This window comes from Streptococcus halotolerans (assembly GCF_001598035.1).
GTDB classification, from domain to species: Bacteria; Bacillota; Bacilli; order Lactobacillales; family Streptococcaceae; genus Streptococcus; species Streptococcus halotolerans.
Genome location: NZ_CP014835.1, coordinates 1,614,094 through 1,633,257 on the forward strand (window position 1 = coordinate 1,614,094; position 19,164 = coordinate 1,633,257).

The following is a 19,164-nucleotide window of genomic DNA, read 5'->3' on the forward strand; positions in this document are numbered from 1 at the left end:
CATGGTCTTGCAGGTCTTTTTGGCTTGCAATGATACGGGTTTTGGCTATTTTTGTGTCTAAGTTGGAGGAAGAGGATGGATTTTCGGACAGAGGTTGATCATCACAGTTTTGGAGTCCGTGCGACAGCCTTGATCATTAGAGATAGTCACATATTTTTAAGCAAGCATGAAGACGGCTACCATACTATCGGTGGTGCGATTGAAGTTGGAGAAGCGAGTTCACAAGCGGTTCTTCGTGAAATGCAAGAAGAAGTCGGCATTACTGGTGAGATAGTAGATTTGGCCTTTGTGGTGGAAAATCAGTTTACAGTTAATGGGGGTAATTTCCATAATATTGAATTCCATTATTTAATCAAACCATTTGAAGAACTACCGACTGAGATGGTTGAAGGTGAAAAAAGTTACCCCTGTGAATGGCTGCCTTTGAATAAACTGGATGATTTTGAAATCAAACCCGCTTTCCTCAAAAAAGCTTTAAAAAACTGGAATGGACAGTTAAGACATGTTATAAATAAAGATGGAGAAGATTAAAGTGGAACATCATTTTGTAGAAGAATTTGACGTTATCGTTGTTGGTGCCGGTCATGCGGGAGTGGAAGCTGCCTTGGCAGCAAGCCGTATGGGTTGCAAAACCTTACTAGCTACGATTAACTTAGAAATGTTGGCTTTTATGCCATGTAACCCCTCTATTGGGGGATCGGCTAAAGGGATTGTCGTACGTGAAATCGATGCCCTTGGCGGCGAGATGGGTAAAAACATTGATAAGACCTATATCCAGATGAAAATGCTCAACACGGGTAAAGGTCCCGCGGTGCGTGCTCTTCGTGCTCAAGCTGATAAGCATCTTTATGCTGTAGAAATGAAAAAAACAGTTGAGCAGCAAGAAAACTTGACTCTTCGTCAAAGCATGATTGATGATATCTTGGTTGAAGATGGTAAGGTTGTTGGTGTTTTAACAGCGACTGGTCAAAAATATGGTGCGCGTGCAGTTATCATCACAACTGGTACAGCTTTACGCGGTGAAATCATTTTAGGTGATCTTAAGTATTCGTCTGGTCCAAACAATAGCTTAGCCTCTATTACACTGGCTGATAATCTTGCTAAACATGGTCTGGAAATTGATCGTTTTAAAACAGGAACACCGCCGCGTGTCAAGGGCTCAACCATTAATTATTCCGTGACAGAGGTGCAACCTGGCGATATCAAACCGAATCATTTTTCATTCCTGTCTAAGGATGAAGATTATATTACAGATCAAGTTGACTGTTGGTTGACATACACCAATGAGACAAGTCATGACTTAATCAAAGAAAATCTTCACCGTGCGCCAATGTTTTCAGGTGTTGTTAAAGGAGTTGGACCTCGCTATTGTCCATCAATTGAAGACAAGATTGTGCGTTTTGCTGATAAAGAACGTCACCAGCTTTTCCTTGAACCAGAAGGGCGTCAGACAGATGAAGTTTACGTTCAAGGACTGTCAACCTCATTGCCAGAAGATGTGCAACGCGATCTGATTCATTCAGTAAAAGGCTTGGAAAATGCTGAAATGATGCGTACCGGTTATGCTATCGAATATGACATTGTCTTACCACATCAATTGCGTGCTACGCTAGAGACTAAGGTTATTTCGGGTCTCTTTACAGCCGGACAGACTAATGGTACATCTGGTTATGAGGAAGCTGCAGGACAAGGGATTATTGCGGGTATCAATGCTGCTCTTAAAGTTCAAGGCAAGCCTGAATTTATTTTAAAACGCTCGGATGCTTACATCGGTGTCATGATTGATGACCTTGTTACAAAAGGGACTCTGGAGCCTTATCGTTTGTTGACCTCTCGTGCTGAATACCGACTTATTCTTCGTCATGATAATGCTGATATGCGGTTGACACCACTTGGTCGACAAGTTGGTTTAGTTGACGATGAACGTTGGAATATCTTTGAAATCAAAAAAAATCAATTTGACAATGAGTTGACAAGACTTGACACGGTTAAGCTAAAACCTGTCAAGCAAACCAATGAACGTATTCAGGCACTAGGTTTTAAACCATTGACAGATGCTATGACAGCTAAGGCTTTTATGCGTCGTCCAGAAATTGACTACAAGCTAGCAACCGAGTTTGTTGGTCCAGCCGTAGAAGAGCTGGATAGTAAGGTCATTGAACTATTGGAAACAGAAATCAAATACGAAGGCTACATTAATAAGGCTCTTGACCAAGTTGACAAGATGAAACGGATGGAAGAAAAACGTATTCCTGCTAATATTGATTGGGATGCCATTGATTCTATTGCGACAGAAGCTCGTCAGAAATTCAAGAAAATCAATCCAGAAACTATCGGTCAAGCTAGCCGTATTTCAGGTGTCAACCCAGCCGATATTTCCATTTTGATGGTTTACTTAGAAGGGAATAATAAAGCCCGTAGAAACCTTCAATAAGTAATCAAACTGTAATCTTAGATAGGTGCAAAGAGTCCTGATATTCAGGGCTTTTTGTGGTATAATATGACCCTAAGAGGTTATTAAATGAAAAGATTTCGTTTTGAAACCATTCATCTTGTGATGATTGGCATGATTGTATTTGGTTTATTGGCCATCAGTGTGCGTCTAACGCAGTCAGAAACCAGCTTATTGATTGCTATTTTTTTGGCATGCTTATCTTTGACAACCTTGCTTTATTTTCAGAAAAAAAGTTATCAGTTATCCGAAGATGAGCAAATTGAACTATTAAATGACCAAACTGAGGTAAGTTTGAAGGCTTTACTTGATAAGATGCCAGTCGGGGTCATTAAATTTAATCCAGAAGCCAGTGAAATTGATTGGTATAATCCCTATGCTCAGTTGATTTTTAGCGATCAAGAGACTGGGCAATTTGATACCCAAGTGGTTCTTGATTTACTGGAAGCTCATAAGCAGGGGGCACTCACTCGTAGCATTACGATCGGTGAAGCTAGGTATAATTCCTATATGGACTTGGAATCTGGTGTCTTTTACTTCTTCGATGCTAGCCAAGAAATTGAAGGTAGTCAAAAGACGATCAAAAAACGTCCTGTTATCGGGATTATGTCTGTCGATAATTATGATGATTTCACCGATAATATGGCCGATGCCGACATTTCAAGTATCAACAGCTTTATTGCTAATTTTATTGCCAATTTTGCTGAAGAACATGCGATTTTTTACCGTCGTGTAGCTATGGACCGTTTTTATTTCTTCACGGATTATGGCACCCTTGAAACGTTAATGAATGATAAGTTTGATATTTTAGACCGTTTCCGTCAGGAAGCTCAAGAATATGACTTATCATTGACCCTAAGTATGGGGATTGCTTACGGTAGAGGACATCACGATCAAATTGGGGTCATTGCCCAAGAAAATCTTAATATAGCCTTAGTTCGTGGCGGTGACCAAGTTGTTCTCAAGGAAAACGAGGAACATGCAGACTTGATGTATTTTGGTGGAGGAACCGTTTCAACCGTGAAACGTTCACGTACCAGAACTCGCGCTATGATGTCAGCCATTTCAGATAAAATCAAGTCAGTTGATAAGGTATTTGTTGTTGGGCACCGTCGCTTAGACATGGATGCTTTGGGATCTTCTGTCGGGATGCAATTTTTTGCGAGTCAGTTGGTTTCAGAATCTTATGTTGTCTATGATCCCAATGATATGGGAATGGATATTGAAAGAGCCATCGAGCGCCTTAAACAAGATGAAACAGTGAACCTTGTGACAGTTTCGGAAGCCCTACAGATGGTTGATTACAGGTCTTTATTGATTATGGTTGATCATTCTAAAACAAGTCTGACGCTTTCAAAAGAGCTGTTTGATGAATGTCGAGAGACGATTGTTGTTGACCATCACCGACGTGATGACGACTTTCCTGACAATGCTGTGTTAAGTTTTATTGAAAGTGGTGCCAGTTCTGCAGCAGAATTGGTGACAGAATTGATTACTTTCCAAAATGCCAAAACAAGTAAACTAAACAAGCTTCAAGCTAGCCTCTTGATGGCTGGTATTATGCTTGATACTAAGAATTTTTCAACTCGAGTCACTAGCCGTACTTTTGATGTGGCCAGCTATCTTAGGACTTTGGGTAGTGATAGTGTTGAGATTCAATCTATCGCGGCAACCGATTTCGAAGAATACCGTCAGGTTAATGAGTTGATTTTAAAGGCAAAACCTTATAAAAAACGTCTCATGATCGCTAGTGGTCCAGAGGATGTTCCTTATAATAATGTTATTGCAAGTAAAGCGGCTGATAGTCTGTTAATGATGGCAGATGTTGAGGCAAGTTTTGTGATTTCTAAGAATCCTAAAGGTCAAACAACTATTTCCGCAAGGAGTCGTAATGATGTCAATGTTCAGCGTATTATGGAACAGCTGGGCGGCGGAGGTCATTTCAACCTTGCTGCGTGTCAATGCGATGATATTGCTGTTATTGATTTAGAAGCGCAATTACTAGATATTATTGATCAAGAAGTAGAAGAGGAGTAGGTAATGAAAGTTATTTTTTTACAAGATGTCAAAGGAAAAGGTAAAAAAGGAGAAGTTAAAGAAGTACCAACAGGATACGCTCAAAACTTCTTATTAAAGAAAAATTTGGCTAAGGAAGCAACCAATCAAGCTATTGGTGAACTTAAAGGAAAACAAAAGTCGGAAGAAAAGCACCAAGCTGAGATTTTAGCAGAAGCAAAAGCAACCAAAGTTGAGCTTGAAAAAGAAGAAACGCGTGTGCAATTTACGGAAAAAGTTGGCCCAGACGGTCGTACTTTTGGCTCTATTACTGCTAAAAAAATTGCTGAAGAATTGCAAAAGCAATTTGATATTAAAGTGGATAAACGTCATATTGAATTAGCCCACCCTATTCGGGCTATTGGTTTGATTGAAGTACCCGTTAAACTACACAAAGAAGTAACTGCTGACATCAAGTTAGCAGTTAAAGAAGCTTAATCAGTCATAAAGAGTTACATAAAATCGACAAGGAGGTGAGGAGATGGCGGAGACACAAGAATTACGTCTACAGCCACAAGATTTGGTAGCCGAGCAGTCTGTTTTAGGATCAATCTTTATCTCACCAGACAAGTTGATAACGGTTCGCGAATTTATCGAAGCAGATGACTTTTATAAGTATGCTCATAAGGTTATTTTTAGAGCTATGGTTACGTTAAGTGATCGTCATGATGCTATCGATGCGACAACTGTCAGAAATATTCTTGATAGTCAAGGAGACCTTCAAAATATCGGAGGCCTCTCTTATATTGTTGAGTTAGTCAATAGTGTACCGACTAGTGCTAATGCTGATTATTACGCTAAAATTGTGGCTGAAAAAGCGATGCTGCGCAATATTATAAAGCATTTGACAGACACTATCAATGAGGCCTATGAGGGATCACTCGAGTCAGAGGAAATTATTGCTGGTGCAGAGAAAGCCCTGATTACTATTAATGAGCACAGTAATCGCAGCGGTTTTAGAACGATTGCAAGTGTGCTGGATCAAAACTTTGAAAGTCTCGAGATTAGAGCACAACAAACTTCTGATGTGACGGGGCTCCCAACGGGTTTCAGAGATTTGGATCGTATTACAACAGGTTTACACCCAGACCAGCTAATAATCTTGGCAGCCCGCCCTGCGGTTGGTAAGACAGCATTTGTTCTTAATATTGCCCAAAATGTTGGGACAAAACAAAATAAAGCTGTGGCCATTTTCTCTCTTGAAATGGGAGCAGAAAGCTTAGTCGACCGGATGTTAGCCGCAGAAGGCATGATTGATTCTCACGCTTTGAGGACGGGACAATTAACGGATCAGGATTGGAATAATGTCATGATTGCTCAAGGAGCTTTAGCGGAAGCCCCTATTTATATCGATGATACCCCTGGGATCAAGATTACAGAAATTCGAGCGCGTTCACGAAAATTAGCGCAGGAGGTTGAAGGTGGACTGGGGCTGATTGTCATTGATTATTTGCAGCTGATTACAGGGACAAGACCTGAAAATCGGCAACAAGAAGTTTCGGAAATTTCTCGTCAGTTGAAAATTTTAGCAAAAGAATTACGTGTCCCAGTTATTGCCCTTAGTCAGCTCTCGCGTGGTGTTGAGCAACGTCAAGATAAACGCCCTGTTTTATCTGATATCCGTGAGTCAGGGTCTATTGAGCAAGATGCCGATATTGTTGCCTTTCTTTACCGTGATGATTATTATCGTAAAGAAGGTGAGGAAGCTGAGGAAGCCATTGAAGATAACACGGTGGAAGTTATCCTGGAGAAGAACCGTGCTGGTGCGCGTGGAACAGTTAAGTTAATGTTCCAAAAAGAATATAATAAGTTTTCAAGTATAGCTCAGTTTGAAGAGTTTTAAACTTGATAGGTAAGTTGACAAGAGTGTAAAGTAGCTTGTTTAAGAAATAGGAGAAATCGTATGAGTGATGCATTTGCTGATGTAGCAAAAATGAAAAAAATTAAAGATGATATCAAGAACCACGAAGGACAGTTAGTGGAATTAACATTAGAGAATGGTCGTAAACGTGAAAAAACCAAAACAGGTCGTTTGATTGAAGTCTATCAATCATTGTTTATTGTAGAATATAACGAACAATCAGATGAGCCGGGAGCCATTAATAACTCTTACGTTGAATCTTATACTTACTCTGATATCTTGACAGAGAAAACGCTAATCCGCTACTTTGATGAGGAATTAGCTGACTAACTAAAGACCTCCTAAGGGGTTTTTTATTTACATAAAAGTTGATATTTGAGTAAAGGTAGTTGACAAACATTTGTCTCTTTCTAGTGAATGATTGACTCTCATTTTCTCTCTTTTTAGCCTTATCCTGTAAAAGAGAGCATATTTTTAGTAAGCTTTAAGGTAAGGAGGTGATGATATTGGAAAAAGAAACGATGTTAGCCATCAAGTTAAAAGAGTATCGCCAAGTACATGGATTGACACAAGCAGAACTGGCAGAGCAATTAGATGTTTCTGATAAGACAATTTCAAAATGGGAAAATGGAGAAACCTATCCTAGTAAGCGCAATATGATAAGGATTAGTAATCAACTAGGAGTGAGCATTGAGTCCTTACTTATTGAAAGTTCACAAAAAGAAAGTCAAGGGTTACGTATAGGGAATTATCGCATTGACTATATATTTATGGTTTTTATGATTCCTTTCATTATAATGGGTATACAGACTAAAAATTATGTATTTTTCGCAAGTGTTATCGTGTTATTTATTATTGGCGCAAAACGACAATAGCCTCTGCCGAATAATTAAAGAGCTCTTAAGAGGATTTTAGTTTACAAAAAAATTGACAAAAATGTAAAGCAAGTTGACAATGATTTAAATGTTTCTGGTAACTCATCGACCCTCGTTTTCTCCCTTTTTAGCCTTTTCCTGTCAAATAGAGATTGTTTTTAGTAAGATTGAAGCTAAGGAAGCGATGATATTGGAAAAAGAAACGGTGTTAGCCATCAAGTTAAAGGAGTATCGTCAAGTACATGCTTTAACATAGGCGGATGTGGCAGAAAAAATAAACGTACCAGATAAGACTATGTCAACATAGGAAAATGGGGGTACTTATCCGAACAAAAGAAATATGGTTGAATTATCACAAATAATAGAACTTCCCTTAGAAGTCCTAGTTGTTGAGGACTCATATCAGACATGACAAGAAGCTAGCTTTCCGCTATGGAGTAGTTACCTATGTTTTGATTTTTGCTTTGTCAATGTTTATCTTGAGTGGCCGTTTGGATTCTTCTGATTTGTTTGATCAGCTAGCTGCCATTATCAAGGCCATCATTGAAGTATCTAGCCAAAGCAACCTCTGTGCTATTCCACCAGCTGTTATTATCGGGTTGATTTTTTATTATTACATTTTTCCAAAAAAAGACTAGAGAAATTTTCTTTACAAAAGAGTAAGGGAATGCTATAATATTCTTTGTGTGAAATAATGGCAGTTCAATATGAAGCTCGTCAACAGATACCTTGAAATACAAGTAACCTTGGCTGTTTAGGCGAAGGGCATCTGCACGAATCAGGATTGGACAATCATATTTCCTCAAAAAAGAAGCTAGTTAGCTAGTTTCAAAAAATAAAGAGGAGGACATTTTTAATGTCACGTTATACAGGACCATCATGGAAACAAGCCCGTCGTCTTGGCTTGTCACTTACAGGAACAGGTAAAGAGCTTGCCCGCCGTAACTATGTTCCAGGACAACACGGACCAAACAACCGTTCAAAACTTTCTGAATACGGTTTGCAATTAGCTGAGAAGCAAAAATTGCGTTTCACTTATGGAATGGGTGAAAAACAATTCCGTAACTTGTTCGTACAAGCAAGCAAAATCAAAGGTGGAATCCTTGGTTACAACTTCATGCTTCTTCTTGAACGTCGCCTTGACAACGTTGTTTACCGTTTAGGTCTTGCAACTACTCGTCGTCAAGCTCGTCAGTTTGTAAACCACGGTCACATCCTTGTTGATGGAAAACGCGTTGATATCCCATCATACCGTGTTGAAGTTGGTCAAGTCATCTCAGTTCGTGAAAAATCAGCTAAAGTTCCAGCTATCCTTGAAGCAGTTGAAGCTACAGTTGGACGTCCAGCGTTTGTATCATTCGATGCTGAAAAACTTGAAGGATCACTTTCACGTCTTCCAGAGCGTGATGAAATCCACCCAGAAATTAACGAAGCCCTTATCGTTGAATTCTACAACAAAATGCTTTAATTTTAAGATTAAGCACTTTGAAAGCCCGTGGTTGCGGGCTTTTTGCTTTGTCAAAATTAGCTATTTACAAATTTGTTCAGGAATTTGTTCAGTTACAGGGCATTTATTGCTATTTCAAAAAATGAGACAGCTTTTTTTGCGTTCTCTTTAGAAAGGTGGCTATAGGTATCCATCGTCATTGATAAGGTAGAATGGCCTAACCTATTTTGTAGTTCCTCGTAACGTATGCCAGCATTTAATAATAAACTTGCGTGAGTATGACGGAAGCCGTGGAAGCCGACAGTGTAAAATGAAATAAAAACGATACAACAATATTATCCTATTGCTATGGCGCATATTCACTGATTTTTGGTGAAGCAACTTAGAAACATACTAAACTTAATGGTGAGGAGATCTCCGACGGGAGAGGGCATTCACTACTTTTTCGCTGTGTTAAAGTGGACGTGTCTTGTTAAGTTGGTTGGGACTTTTGACGCTAGAAGGTGTCACAAAACTAACAAGGCAGGCATTTTAGAACGCAGCACTACCTTCTTGTGAAAACAGACAACCCTTTCTAGCAGTAAGTGTTCGCAACTGTTCATCTATTTTCTATGAAAATTTTTGCAAGCGAAGCATTCTTTCGTTTCTTTTGTTTTAGATGAAATCTTATCAAAGTATGTGGGACACTTGGTGTTGAGTATTGGCAGTGCCATCGCTAAAGCAATAAATCATTTAAGACAAAGAGTCATAAGAAAACACCAGCCATTTGCTGGTGCTAACTTATTTACGGCCATCATTGGTTTTTAAACCACCTTGGAAGTCTGCCTCAACATTATCAACATAGTCACGATAGTAATTGAGTAGGTCAGTTTTTAATTGTTGATACTCTTCTTCCGTATAGTCTTTTTCTTCAAAGAAAGCATTAAATTTTGGCATTTTTAGTTCTTCACGTAGGCGTTTAATAACAGTATTTTTATCCATAAGTAACTTCTTTCATTTTCTTTTATTGTATCACATTATTGTGAATTGCTTAACCTATTTTTGAAACGAGATACATTGTAAGCAGGAATGACCAGCGTGTAACCATTTTCTAGATACACATTGTTTCCAAATACTTTCATAAAATTAGCACAAGGGCATGAACGATTCCTTATTTTTAGGGGCATTATAACATATCTTCTACCTAAAAAATGGTTTTTTAAACGAAAAAATATTTTTTGAAAAAGACATGTTCGCCAGACATTTGACCTGATTGCGAGAGACAAAATCAGTGCGATTTAGCGTTTTTTGTAATATGATAATAAAATACAGTTAGTCTCAGCAGAGACTCGTTTAGAAAAAGAGGAAAACATGTCAGTTATTACGCTTATTTTAGCTACTTTAGTAGCTTTGGAACATTTTTATATCATGTATTTAGAGACGTTTGCAACCCAGTCGAAAGCCACAGGTCGTGTTTTTAAGATGTCTCAGGAGGAGCGTTCGCGTGATTCGGTCAGCAAACTCTTTAAGAATCAGGGGATTTACAATGGTTTGATTGCTATTTTTTTGTTATTTGGGATTTTGACAAGCAATCAGACGTTGGTCGTAGTCTTTTTGCTTAATGTGGTTTTTGCCGCAGCTTACGGAGCATTGACTGCTGATAAGAAAATCATCTTGACCCAAGGTGGTCTGGCGATTTTGGCTCTCATTACCTTACTGTTTTAAGAAAAAGCTTTCCGTTTTGAAGCGCCCTCAACACTAGAGTTTTCGGTCTCATTGTTGAGGTATGGATCAATTGGAGAGCTTTTTCTCATTGTCAAATTAGTCGATTGAGACAGGACCTTCCTTACTGTTAATAGTCAATGTTGCTTTGTTATCCTTAACTTGTTTATGAAAACTAAGATTTTCTTGGTCCTCGTCAGTGGTCATCTGATCTGAACTAGCAATGGCATCAGAAAGGCTAAGTTCCTCATCGGTTACTTTGAGATTGAAGTTTGTTGTAGAACGTGTCTTCTCTTCTAAATGAATAGTGATGTCACTATAACGGCTGGTGATTTCAGTGAGATTCTTGAGAGATAGTTGTTTAGCAGTGATGGTATTGCTGTCACCAGACAGGTTGACATTATCTAGCTCGGTATCTGTTAAAGTGAGCGTTCCATCTTCGAGTTTAATAGCTGTATTTTGGAGATGACTGTTATCCACGTCTATGGTCGTCGAGTTTCCCTTAAACTGTCCTTTATTAATAGTAGAATTTGTTAAAGAAAGGTAATCAGATGCCTCTAGTTTCAATCCACTGATGTTACTATTATCCAAGTAGAGAGAAGTAGCTGAAAAATTAGCTTTTGAAATGACTGTGTCATCAGTGTAGATGGACTCAGATGTTAGATCGACTTCTTTGATTGGGAAATGATAGAGATGGGTTGAGCCTGAAACATAGCCTTTGATGCTATCAAAGTTAGCATTTTTAGGAACGGATAAGACAACATCATGGCTATCCTGATCTTGATTGTTGAGGTAATACCCCAAAGCGGATATTAGTCCTGTGACAGTGGTAGTTTCATGAGATTGTTTGAGAGATAGGTTATCACCATCTTGTTTAACTGCTAATTTGCCTAAGACTTTACTACCAGTATAGTATGTCAAATGCCATTTATCATCTTTGGACGGTTCAATAATAAGGTCACGAGTGTTTAGTTTGAGGTCTAAGTGTTTAAAACTGGATAACTCTTGCTCAACTTTTTTAGTTGCTGTTGCCTCTTTGATGTCTTGTAGACCACCATGGCTATGTCCCCATAAAACAGCTACTGTTCCACAACTAATCAAGATGAGAGAAAGAATGAAAAGGACTTTATTTGTTTTTTTCATGCTGCACTTCCTTTCTTAGTGAAACGACTAATAACAGCGAGGAGGATACGAGTCATTGCTTTGGCTAGTGCCATAAACAGGAGCCAAAGAAGTAAGCCTATTCCTAAAACTAATAGCCCTGTTCCAATTCCTAAAGCCATAGCTGCTAAAGAATTTGACACCAGTGTGAAGCTTTCCCAAATGAGAACGCCTAAAACAGCAATACCAGCTACTAAGAGTGAAAGGGCTGTGACAAAAAAGGCAAAAATAATGGCGATGAAAGCAAATATGAGTCCTGCGATTAAAATGATAGCAGGGAGTGCCAAAGGTGCAGCAAAAAGGGCTAGGAGGGCAACCCAAAGGGTTTTAGCGCGTGATTTTTGGCTATGGTCTGCCTCGCCTTCTTTTTTATCCCAAAGGGCATTGAGGATATCTTGTGCAGCCTCCTTAGGTGTTCCCAGCTCTTCGATAACACGGTCCTCGTTTTCAGGTCCAGCTTCGTCAAAATATTCGGTAAAGTATTCCATAGCTTCTTGGTAATCTTCCTCTGGTAAACGGTGCAAGTAATGATCTAACTGCTTTAGGTACTCAGTCCTTGTCATGTCTCAAACTCCCTTCCACAATCCCATCTAGGGTCTCCTTGTAACTTCTCCATTGTAATTTTAAATAAGTGAGGTGCTCTATTCCCTCAGCTGTTAGAGCATAATATTTGCGTTTACGCCCTTGATGTTCCTGACTGTAATTAGAGACATAGCCGGCCTGTCCTAATTTTTTTAAAATGGGGTAGAGAGTGGATTCCTTGATAGCTGCGACCAATTTGATGGTTTGGCTAATCTCATAACCGTAGGAATCCTCCTTTTCTAGAATGGCTAAGATCAAAAATTCAATCAGGGTTGATGATACTGGAAAATACATGTCATCAGCTCCTTTTTTATATAAAAGTTTTATATATAATTATTCTATACATCAATTATAAACTAATATTAGGGATATATCAATATTTTATATATAAAAAAATAATATATTTAAAATAGGCAATTTTCACAAATTCTTTTTAATTAAACTAGCATTTATGTTAAACTATAATTATTGAAAACGTTTTGCTGGTTTTATACGAGCAACAGATGCTAGTTACGATTAGAAAGAGGTAAAGATGATTAGGATTTCAAGACTCTCCAAGAGTTATGGAAAGAACGAAGTGCTTAGAGAGATGTCATTTGAAGTGCCATCTGGAAGTATTTGTGGCTTGGTTGGAAAAAATGGTTCTGGTAAGACGACACTCTTTCATTCCATTTTAAATTTTGTAAACTATGATGGAAAAATTGAGTTAAATGGGCATCCTTTAACTACAAAAACCAATACGCAAATCGGTTATTTACCAGAGGAACGTAGCCTAATGCCTAAGTTAACTGTTTTTGAACAGGTCCGCTACCTGGCGAATCTCAAAGGCATGTCTCGTAAAGAAGTTAGCCAAAAGCTTCCTCTTTGGATGGAAAAGTTGGAAGTTAAGGGTAAGCTAACAGATAAGATCAAAAGCCTTTCAAAGGGAAATCAACAAAAAATCCAGTTGATCATTACCTTAATTCATGAACCTAGTTTGATTATTTTGGATGAACCCTTTTCTGGGCTTGATCCTGTTAATACAGCTCTTTTGAAAAAGGTTATTTTAGCCGAAAAAGAGCGCGGAGCGACGATCATCTTTTCAGACCATGTCATGACTAACGTTGAAGAATTATGTGATTCTCTAGTCATGATTAGCGATGGTGAAGTTGTTCTTAATGGTAGTATTCAAGAGATTCGTGAGTCATTTGGTCGGACCCGTCTCTTTGTTTCAAATGATGTGCCAAGAGAACGTCTGGAAAATCTGGCTCATGTGACTTCTGTTAGTAAGACTAAGCAAGGTTACTGGCGCTTGGTTCTGGATGATGAAGCTGCAGGCCCGATGTTATTCAGGGCTATTAGCGGAGGGCATTATATCGCTACATTTGACCAACAGGCACCAACTATTGATGAAATTTTCAAGATGAAATCGGGGGTAGAATTATGAAACAGCTACTATTAGTTGCTAAAGAAACCTATCTAAGACAGGTCAAGACTTGGGCTTTCCTCCTCATGGTTCTATCTCCCTTTATTTTTATTGGTTTTACAATGGGGATAGGCTATTTAACAGGCTCAGCAGCAGGTCATTCATCAGACAAAGTGGCTGTCGTTTTGTCGGATAATGCCTTGAAAACAGCCTTCAAAGGGATTGATGATGTGACGCTGAAGTATCAGACGGAGAAAGCTGCTAAAAAAGCGCAAAAGGCTGAGGATATTTCAGGATACGTTCTAGTTGATACAGTTGATAAACAGGTACAAGCCACTTATCATAGCCACACGAGTCTAGCTGGAAATACCAAAGGGCAGTTGCTCCAAGTATTAGGAGGCTTGCAGAATCAATTGAACATAGCTGAGGCTAATTTGAGTCCAAAACAAATTGAAACGTTGGCGCAAGAACCGACTTTCAAAGAAGAAATCAAGGAAAAGGATGACCTGAAAAAAGCAGGTAAATATATTACCTTCTTCGGGCTAACCTTTATCATGTACTTCATTATTTTGACCTATGCTGGCTCAACGGCTCAAGAGATTGCCAGTGAAAAAGGTACCAAAATTATGGAAGTGATTTTCTCAAGTGTGCCGGCCAATCTCTATTTCTATGGTCGTATTTTAGGGATTTTCGGTGTCATTACTACCCATATTGGTGTCTATGCTCTTGGGGGAATTCTAGCCTACAGGCTTTTACCTCACTTTGCATTTAGTAAGGACATCATCGATGTTGCTAAACCTATGGTCGATACTATTATTGATAATCTAGACTGGAGCATGCTTTTCTTTGCTATCTTCGGTATTCTACTTTATGTGGTTTTAGCGGCGCTTTGTGGCTCCTTGGTCGTTCGTGTGGAAGATGTCAACAAGGCGGTACAGCCGGTTATGTACCTGGTTATTGTAGGTTTTATTGGTGCCATTACGCTGGGACAACAAGGGCATGATAACGTGATGTTAGAGATTGGTTCTTACATTCCCTTTATATCATCCTTCTTCATGCCTATTCGTTTGATTAATGGTTATGCTAGTACAAATGAGGCTCTGATTTCCTTGGGTATTTTAGCAGTGACAGCTATTCTTTGTACCCTATACATCGGTAAATCCTATGCCGGTTTGATTTTGCAGACAGATGATATCGGTCTTTTCAAGAGTCTTAAACGTGGATTAAGTAATAAGTAAAGCTGAAGTGAGCTGGTTATCCAGTTCACTTTTTTTATAGATAGTATGATAACAAAAGCATAATAGGCGATAGTATATCGTGTGCGGGCAGTCGTTAGTTGAGAATCTGACACTTCTGATGAGTTGGTTGAGGAAGTATTAGCAACCCATCAAGTCACATCTTATGAACGAGTTAAACGAGTTGAGGTTTTGGTTGGTGATCATATGGGGATATGTATTCAAGGGTTTATCTCATCGAAAGTTCAACCCTTTTTAGCTTTGGTGAGATGTGATTGGTCAGGTTAGCTAGATTGGCGATCATGTTTGCATCAATAGCATAGGCGAAGGTGTCATATGGGAAATGATTAGTGAAGTGATTTTGACCTTTAAAGAAAGGAAAAATCCTTATTTCTTAATTGGTATGGTTATGTTGCAAAAATAGTAATCACCATTCCTGGAACTTTCTAGACTATTGCTGTTTGATTGAGGATATTGCCAGAAATGGTGGTCAGCAATCAGTGGCTTTGACACAAACTAAGTGCGACTATGAGAGGCTAACCTTTCGGAGTGGCTATTTTGAACGGTTAAGCGTTTTTAAAGACAATGTGCCTTTGAATCATGCTAAGAAAAAACAGTTAATCAACTAAAAAAATGCCTGTTTGGAAGGTATGTGCTATGAGTACTTCGAAGCAATGGCTCTGCCAAATGGTCTGGATTTATGGAAATAGTATGGCTTAGTAACACTTGCGACCGAGTCGACGGATAATCCGCTTAAGGTGTCGGTTTTTCATAGGAAATTACCGTCTGTCTATCAAGAACGTCGTAACTCGTCATATCACTTTGAGCAGATGACACAAAGCAAGAGGAACTGCTACAAAGAAAACCTCGTGTCTGCCCCATGTCTGCGTGAAAAGAGTGGGACATATGAATTGCTAGAGAGTCGAATGTCAAAGACAAAGCATGGTTTTAGGAGCATAAGAAAAAGCCACATCCTAGGATGTGCTTTTCAATCGATATCACAATCTTTGATGATTTCAGTAAAACGGTGGGTAAACATGGCAGTTAATCCCCAGAGGGTTTCAGGACCTTGTTCATAAAAGGGGATTTTATCAGCGCGTGATTTGAAGCGATAATCTTTACCGTTTTTAAGCAGACGATCGACAGGAAAATCTTCTTCAGGTTTCATTTTAGAACGAAGATTGTAGTAGGTAGGAGGGGTATTTAAAAGTGATTTGAGAGGGATAGTGTAGATGCTGGCAACTTCATCCTTGTTAGGACAGATTGATGATAGACAGTCGATGTGAATTTCTCCAACAAAGCAATGAATGGTTCGATGATGTTGGACGAGGTAATCAATCTCACCGAAAATATTAATGGCTTCTTTAGGAATGTTCAACTCCTCATGCGTTTCTCGGACGGCGGCTGCCTCTGGACACTCTCCTTCCTCGATACGTCCGCCGGGAAATGAAACTTCACCAGGTTGGGAAATGTTTTCGCTACGAACTTCGTAAAGAACATGCCACTCGTCATCAATACGCATCAAAGGTAGGAGCACAGCATAGGCTCTATCTTGCCCAAGCGGTCTTGGATGATAGGATTTTATCGTTTTTTCGATAGATGATAGCATTGTAGTTCCTCCATATTTTATTTTAGCTTAGTCTTAAGGAAAAATCAATTTATACTAATTAGTAACATAAAGAATAGAGAATCGATTGACAAAAGAATGTGACCTTGTTATAATGTGTCTACAAATGTAAACAAAAAAGGAGATTACAGTGGTAAATAGTCTTGTAATGATACTTAGTTTAGCTTTGATAGCCTTCATCATCTGGTGGTTTTTTGGTAAACATGAGGTCTCTCAACAGGAGGCTGTTGTTCGTGGAGATCATCAGGAAATTCGTGTTTCCGTTGATGGTGGCTATATCCCACAAACGATTGTTTTGAAAAAGGGACTGCCAGCGACTTTGATTTTCAACCGCAAGGATCCATCATCTTGCTTGGATCAGGTTGTTTTTTCAGATTTTGGGGTACATGAAGATCTTCCTATGAAGAAGGATTTTCCTATTCAGTTTACACCAGAAGAGGCGGGAGAATTTGGCTTTGCCTGCGGCATGAACATGATTCATGGGAAAGTGATTGTTAAATAGAAAAGAGGATAGGGAATGTTTTTTAAAAAGACAATGGAAGTAAAAGCCGAGCAAAAAGGAGATTTTCAGGAAGTGCGTGTGCTTGTCGATGGTGGTTACAAACCCGAACGAATCGTTTTGAAAAAAGGTATTCCTGCACGTATCATTTTTGACCGTCAGACAGAGTCAGCTTGTTTTGATCAAGTGGTGTTTCCTGATTTCGATATCAAGGTGGATCTACCGATAAAAGAGGATTTTCTTGTAGAGCTTACCCCGAACGAAAAAGGTGAGTTTGACTTTGCTTGTGGCATGGACATGTATCACGGCACCCTGCTTGTTAAATAGAAAGGAGCGTTTTGATGACGATTAAAAGTCGTTTCTGGGTTGCATTTGCTTGTTCAGTACCCATGGTTTTTTTCATGATTGCCATGTTTACGCATACCCTAGACCATAAGATAATTGAGTGGGGAACCTTTTTCTTTACGACTATTATCATGATGTTTTCAGGGTTTCCATTTCTTAAAAGTGCTTGGGCTTCTTTTAAAAACCACAATGCTAATATGGATACTCTAGTAGCCTTGGGAACTTCTGTTGCCTACATTTATAGCGTTTATGCTATTTTTAATGGTTTACCTGTTTATTTTGAGAGTGCCGGTTTTATTATCATGTTTGTTCTTCTAGGGCAAGTTTTTGAAGAGCGCATGCGGAAAAATGCGTCTCAGGCAGTGGAGAAATTGCTTGATTTGCAGGTCAAGTCAGCTAGTGTCTTCAGAAATGGTGATTTTATGGAGGTTGCTCTGGAAGATATTGTCATTGATGATCTTATTAAGGTCAAACCCGGAGAGAAAATTGCGGTAGATGGCACGATCACAGAGGGAAAAACTAGTATTGATGAGTCCATGGTTACTGGGGAGAGCATGCCAGTCAGCAAGACTGTCGGTGATACGGTGATCGGTTCAACTATAAATGCTAACGGCATGATTACCTTTAAAGCTACCAAGGTTGGTAAGGACACGATGCTATCTCAGATTGTTGATTTTGTCAAAAAAGCACAATCAAGCCATGCCCCAATCCAAGACTTGACGGATAAGATTTCAGGAATTTTTGTCCCTGTGGTGGTCATTCTGGCCATTTTGACCTTTGTTGTTTGGTATTCATTTTTAGGAGCAGGTAGCACTCAGGCCATGATTTATGCGGTCTCTGTTTTGATTATCGCTTGCCCTTGTGCACTTGGTTTGGCGACTCCAACGGCTCTGATGGTTGGGACTGGACGAAGCGCTAAGATGGGGGTGTTGATTAAAAACGGAACGGTTTTACAGGCGTTACAACATATTGATACCGTGGTTTTGGATAAAACAGGAACCATTACTCTCGGTAAGCCTAGGGTGACAGATGTGGCCGGTGATCAAGAAGAGGTTTTGGCAATTGCTGCAGCGCTTGAAGCTTCATCAGAACACCCCTTAGCCACAGCTATCATGGCTTATGCGGAAACTAAGGGCATTGAATACGACGCCATAGAAGACTTTCAAGCTGTTGAAGGACAAGGGGTGACGGGAACTTATCAAGGTCAGTTGGTTTTCTTGGGAAATCGTCGTTTGCAAGAAGGCAAGCATTTTCCAGCCGATTTAGAGCATCAGATGCAAGAGTGGCAGCATCAAGCTAAGACAGTGGTTATTCTATCGAAAGGCTCAGATGTGATTGGGTTAATTGCCATCCAAGATGCGCCTAAAGAAACGTCTAAACAGGCTATCCAAGCCTTGGAGAATAGAGGACTGAAAACGGTTATGTTGACAGGGGATAATGAAGGTGTCGCCCAAGCTATTGCTAAAGAAGTTGGTATCAACCAAGTGATTTCTGATGTCTTACCACAGGATAAGGCAGACCAGATTAAAGCTCTTCAAAAAGAAGGAAAAGTGGCCTTCGTTGGTGATGGCATCAATGATGCACCAGCCCTAAGTCTAGCTGATGTTGGTATTGCTATGGGGGCAGGAACTGATATCGCAATTGAATCAGGAGGCGTGGTCCTGATTCAAAATGACTTATTAGGTGTCGTTAAGGCTTATGATATGAGTAAGAAAACTTTTAATCGTATTCTACTCAACCTTTTCTGGGCATCTATTTACAATGTAATTGGTATTCCCATCGCAGCAGGTCTTTTTGTGGCTTTTGGATTGACACTTAATCCAGAATTAGCAGGATTGGCTATGGCAATGAGTTCCTTGTCTGTATTAACAAGTTCGTTATTATTAAATCAATCTAAATTACCGAATATCTAGCAAAAA

20 protein-coding genes and 1 pseudogene are annotated in these 19,164 nt (G+C 39.3%); 15 read left to right on the forward strand and 6 right to left on the reverse strand.

Annotation, left to right across the window (positions count from 1 at the left end; translation table 11 throughout):
* Positions 1–75 precede the first annotated feature (75 nt).
* From A2G56_RS07445 to rpsD, 9 genes are all read left to right on the forward strand, one after another.
* Positions 76–531, forward strand: a complete 456-nt coding sequence (locus A2G56_RS07445) for an NUDIX hydrolase (RefSeq protein WP_062710963.1) — start codon at positions 76–78, stop codon at positions 529–531.
* Between the two features lies 1 nt (position 532).
* Positions 533–2,434: a tRNA uridine-5-carboxymethylaminomethyl(34) synthesis enzyme MnmG gene (gene mnmG, locus A2G56_RS07450; protein WP_062710966.1), complete on the forward strand. Its 1,902-nt coding sequence runs from the start codon at positions 533–535 to the stop codon at positions 2,432–2,434.
* An 87-nt stretch (positions 2,435–2,521) separates the two neighbouring features.
* On the forward strand, positions 2,522–4,489 hold the full coding sequence (locus A2G56_RS07455; protein ID WP_062710969.1) for a DHH family phosphoesterase: 1,968 nt from the start codon (positions 2,522–2,524) through the stop codon (positions 4,487–4,489).
* A 3-nt stretch (positions 4,490–4,492) separates the two neighbouring features.
* A complete protein-coding gene (gene rplI / locus A2G56_RS07460) occupies positions 4,493–4,945 on the forward strand; it encodes a 50S ribosomal protein L9 (protein ID WP_062710972.1) in 453 nt (150 codons plus the stop codon).
* A gap of 43 nt (positions 4,946–4,988) precedes the next feature.
* Complete coding sequence (dnaB, locus tag A2G56_RS07465) at positions 4,989–6,350, forward strand: replicative DNA helicase (protein WP_062710975.1); 1,362 nt, start codon at positions 4,989–4,991, stop codon at positions 6,348–6,350.
* A gap of 60 nt (positions 6,351–6,410) precedes the next feature.
* Positions 6,411–6,698 carry a Veg family protein gene (locus A2G56_RS07470; RefSeq protein WP_062710977.1) on the forward strand — a complete coding sequence of 96 codons (288 nt, stop codon included), beginning with the start codon at positions 6,411–6,413 and terminating at the stop codon, positions 6,696–6,698.
* Between the two features lie 176 nt (positions 6,699–6,874).
* Positions 6,875–7,243, forward strand: a complete 369-nt coding sequence (locus A2G56_RS07475) for a helix-turn-helix domain-containing protein (protein WP_099091500.1) — start codon at positions 6,875–6,877, stop codon at positions 7,241–7,243.
* 389 nt (positions 7,244–7,632) lie between these two features.
* On the forward strand, positions 7,633–7,881 hold the full coding sequence (locus A2G56_RS10690; protein ID WP_157761209.1) for a hypothetical protein: 249 nt from the start codon (positions 7,633–7,635) through the stop codon (positions 7,879–7,881).
* A gap of 218 nt (positions 7,882–8,099) precedes the next feature.
* Positions 8,100–8,711 carry a 30S ribosomal protein S4 gene (gene rpsD, locus A2G56_RS07480; RefSeq protein ID WP_062710983.1) on the forward strand — a complete coding sequence of 204 codons (612 nt, stop codon included), beginning with the start codon at positions 8,100–8,102 and terminating at the stop codon, positions 8,709–8,711.
* 92 nt (positions 8,712–8,803) lie between these two features.
* Here the strand turns inward: rpsD and A2G56_RS10300 are convergent.
* Positions 8,804–8,992: pseudogene (locus A2G56_RS10300) on the reverse strand (tyrosine-type recombinase/integrase); the annotation flags it as partial.
* Between the two features lie 478 nt (positions 8,993–9,470).
* The gene (locus tag A2G56_RS07485) at positions 9,471–9,671 is read right to left on the reverse strand and encodes a hypothetical protein (protein WP_062710986.1); all 201 of its coding nucleotides are present in this window, start codon (positions 9,669–9,671) and stop codon (positions 9,471–9,473) included.
* A 369-nt stretch (positions 9,672–10,040) separates the two neighbouring features.
* Between A2G56_RS07485 and A2G56_RS07490 the strand changes: the two genes are divergently transcribed.
* The gene (locus A2G56_RS07490) at positions 10,041–10,394 is read left to right on the forward strand and encodes a DUF1304 domain-containing protein (RefSeq protein ID WP_062710989.1); all 354 of its coding nucleotides are present in this window, start codon (positions 10,041–10,043) and stop codon (positions 10,392–10,394) included.
* 96 nt (positions 10,395–10,490) lie between these two features.
* Here the strand turns inward: A2G56_RS07490 and A2G56_RS07495 are convergent, their stop codons facing one another.
* Genes A2G56_RS07495 through A2G56_RS07505 form a run of 3 tightly spaced genes read right to left on the reverse strand, consistent with a single transcriptional unit; the run spans position 10,491 to position 12,428 of the window.
* Entirely contained in the window at positions 10,491–11,534 is a 1,044-nt protein-coding gene (locus A2G56_RS07495) for a DUF4097 family beta strand repeat-containing protein (RefSeq protein ID WP_062710991.1), read from the reverse strand.
* Positions 11,531–12,115, reverse strand: a complete 585-nt coding sequence (locus A2G56_RS07500; RefSeq protein ID WP_062710993.1) for a DUF1700 domain-containing protein — start codon at positions 12,113–12,115, stop codon at positions 11,531–11,533. The genes A2G56_RS07495 and A2G56_RS07500 overlap by 4 nt, the downstream gene beginning before the upstream one ends.
* The gene (locus A2G56_RS07505; RefSeq protein WP_062710996.1) at positions 12,102–12,428 is read right to left on the reverse strand and encodes a PadR family transcriptional regulator; all 327 of its coding nucleotides are present in this window, start codon (positions 12,426–12,428) and stop codon (positions 12,102–12,104) included. Before A2G56_RS07505 ends, A2G56_RS07500 begins: the two co-directional genes overlap by 14 nt.
* 238 nt (positions 12,429–12,666) lie before the next feature.
* Here A2G56_RS07505 and A2G56_RS07510 point away from each other — a divergent pair, with 238 nt between their 5' ends.
* Together A2G56_RS07510 and A2G56_RS07515 are read left to right on the forward strand one after the other, a co-directional pair.
* Positions 12,667–13,560 (forward strand): ABC transporter ATP-binding protein, encoded by an 894-nt coding sequence (locus A2G56_RS07510; RefSeq protein WP_062710999.1) that lies wholly within the window; start codon positions 12,667–12,669, stop codon positions 13,558–13,560.
* Positions 13,557–14,777 (forward strand): ABC transporter permease, encoded by a 1,221-nt coding sequence (locus A2G56_RS07515; protein ID WP_062711002.1) that lies wholly within the window; start codon positions 13,557–13,559, stop codon positions 14,775–14,777. Before A2G56_RS07510 ends, A2G56_RS07515 begins: the two co-directional genes overlap by 4 nt.
* A gap of 985 nt (positions 14,778–15,762) precedes the next feature.
* Here A2G56_RS07515 and A2G56_RS07520 read toward each other — a convergent pair.
* Positions 15,763–16,383, reverse strand: a complete 621-nt coding sequence (locus tag A2G56_RS07520) for an NUDIX hydrolase (RefSeq protein ID WP_062711006.1) — start codon at positions 16,381–16,383, stop codon at positions 15,763–15,765.
* 148 nt (positions 16,384–16,531) lie between these two features.
* Between A2G56_RS07520 and A2G56_RS07525 the strand changes: the two genes are divergently transcribed.
* Genes A2G56_RS07525 through A2G56_RS07535 form a run of 3 tightly spaced genes read left to right on the forward strand, consistent with a single transcriptional unit; the run spans position 16,532 to position 19,158 of the window.
* Positions 16,532–16,903: a cupredoxin domain-containing protein gene (locus A2G56_RS07525; protein ID WP_172793793.1), complete on the forward strand. Its 372-nt coding sequence runs from the start codon at positions 16,532–16,534 to the stop codon at positions 16,901–16,903.
* 15 nt (positions 16,904–16,918) lie between these two features.
* Positions 16,919–17,227 (forward strand): cupredoxin domain-containing protein, encoded by a 309-nt coding sequence (locus tag A2G56_RS07530; RefSeq protein WP_062711009.1) that lies wholly within the window; start codon positions 16,919–16,921, stop codon positions 17,225–17,227.
* Positions 17,228–17,241: 14 nt separating this feature from the next.
* Positions 17,242–19,158, forward strand: coding sequence for a copper-translocating P-type ATPase (locus A2G56_RS07535; RefSeq protein ID WP_062711012.1), 1,917 nt, complete (start codon positions 17,242–17,244; stop codon positions 19,156–19,158).
* Positions 19,159–19,164: the final 6 nt, after the last annotated feature.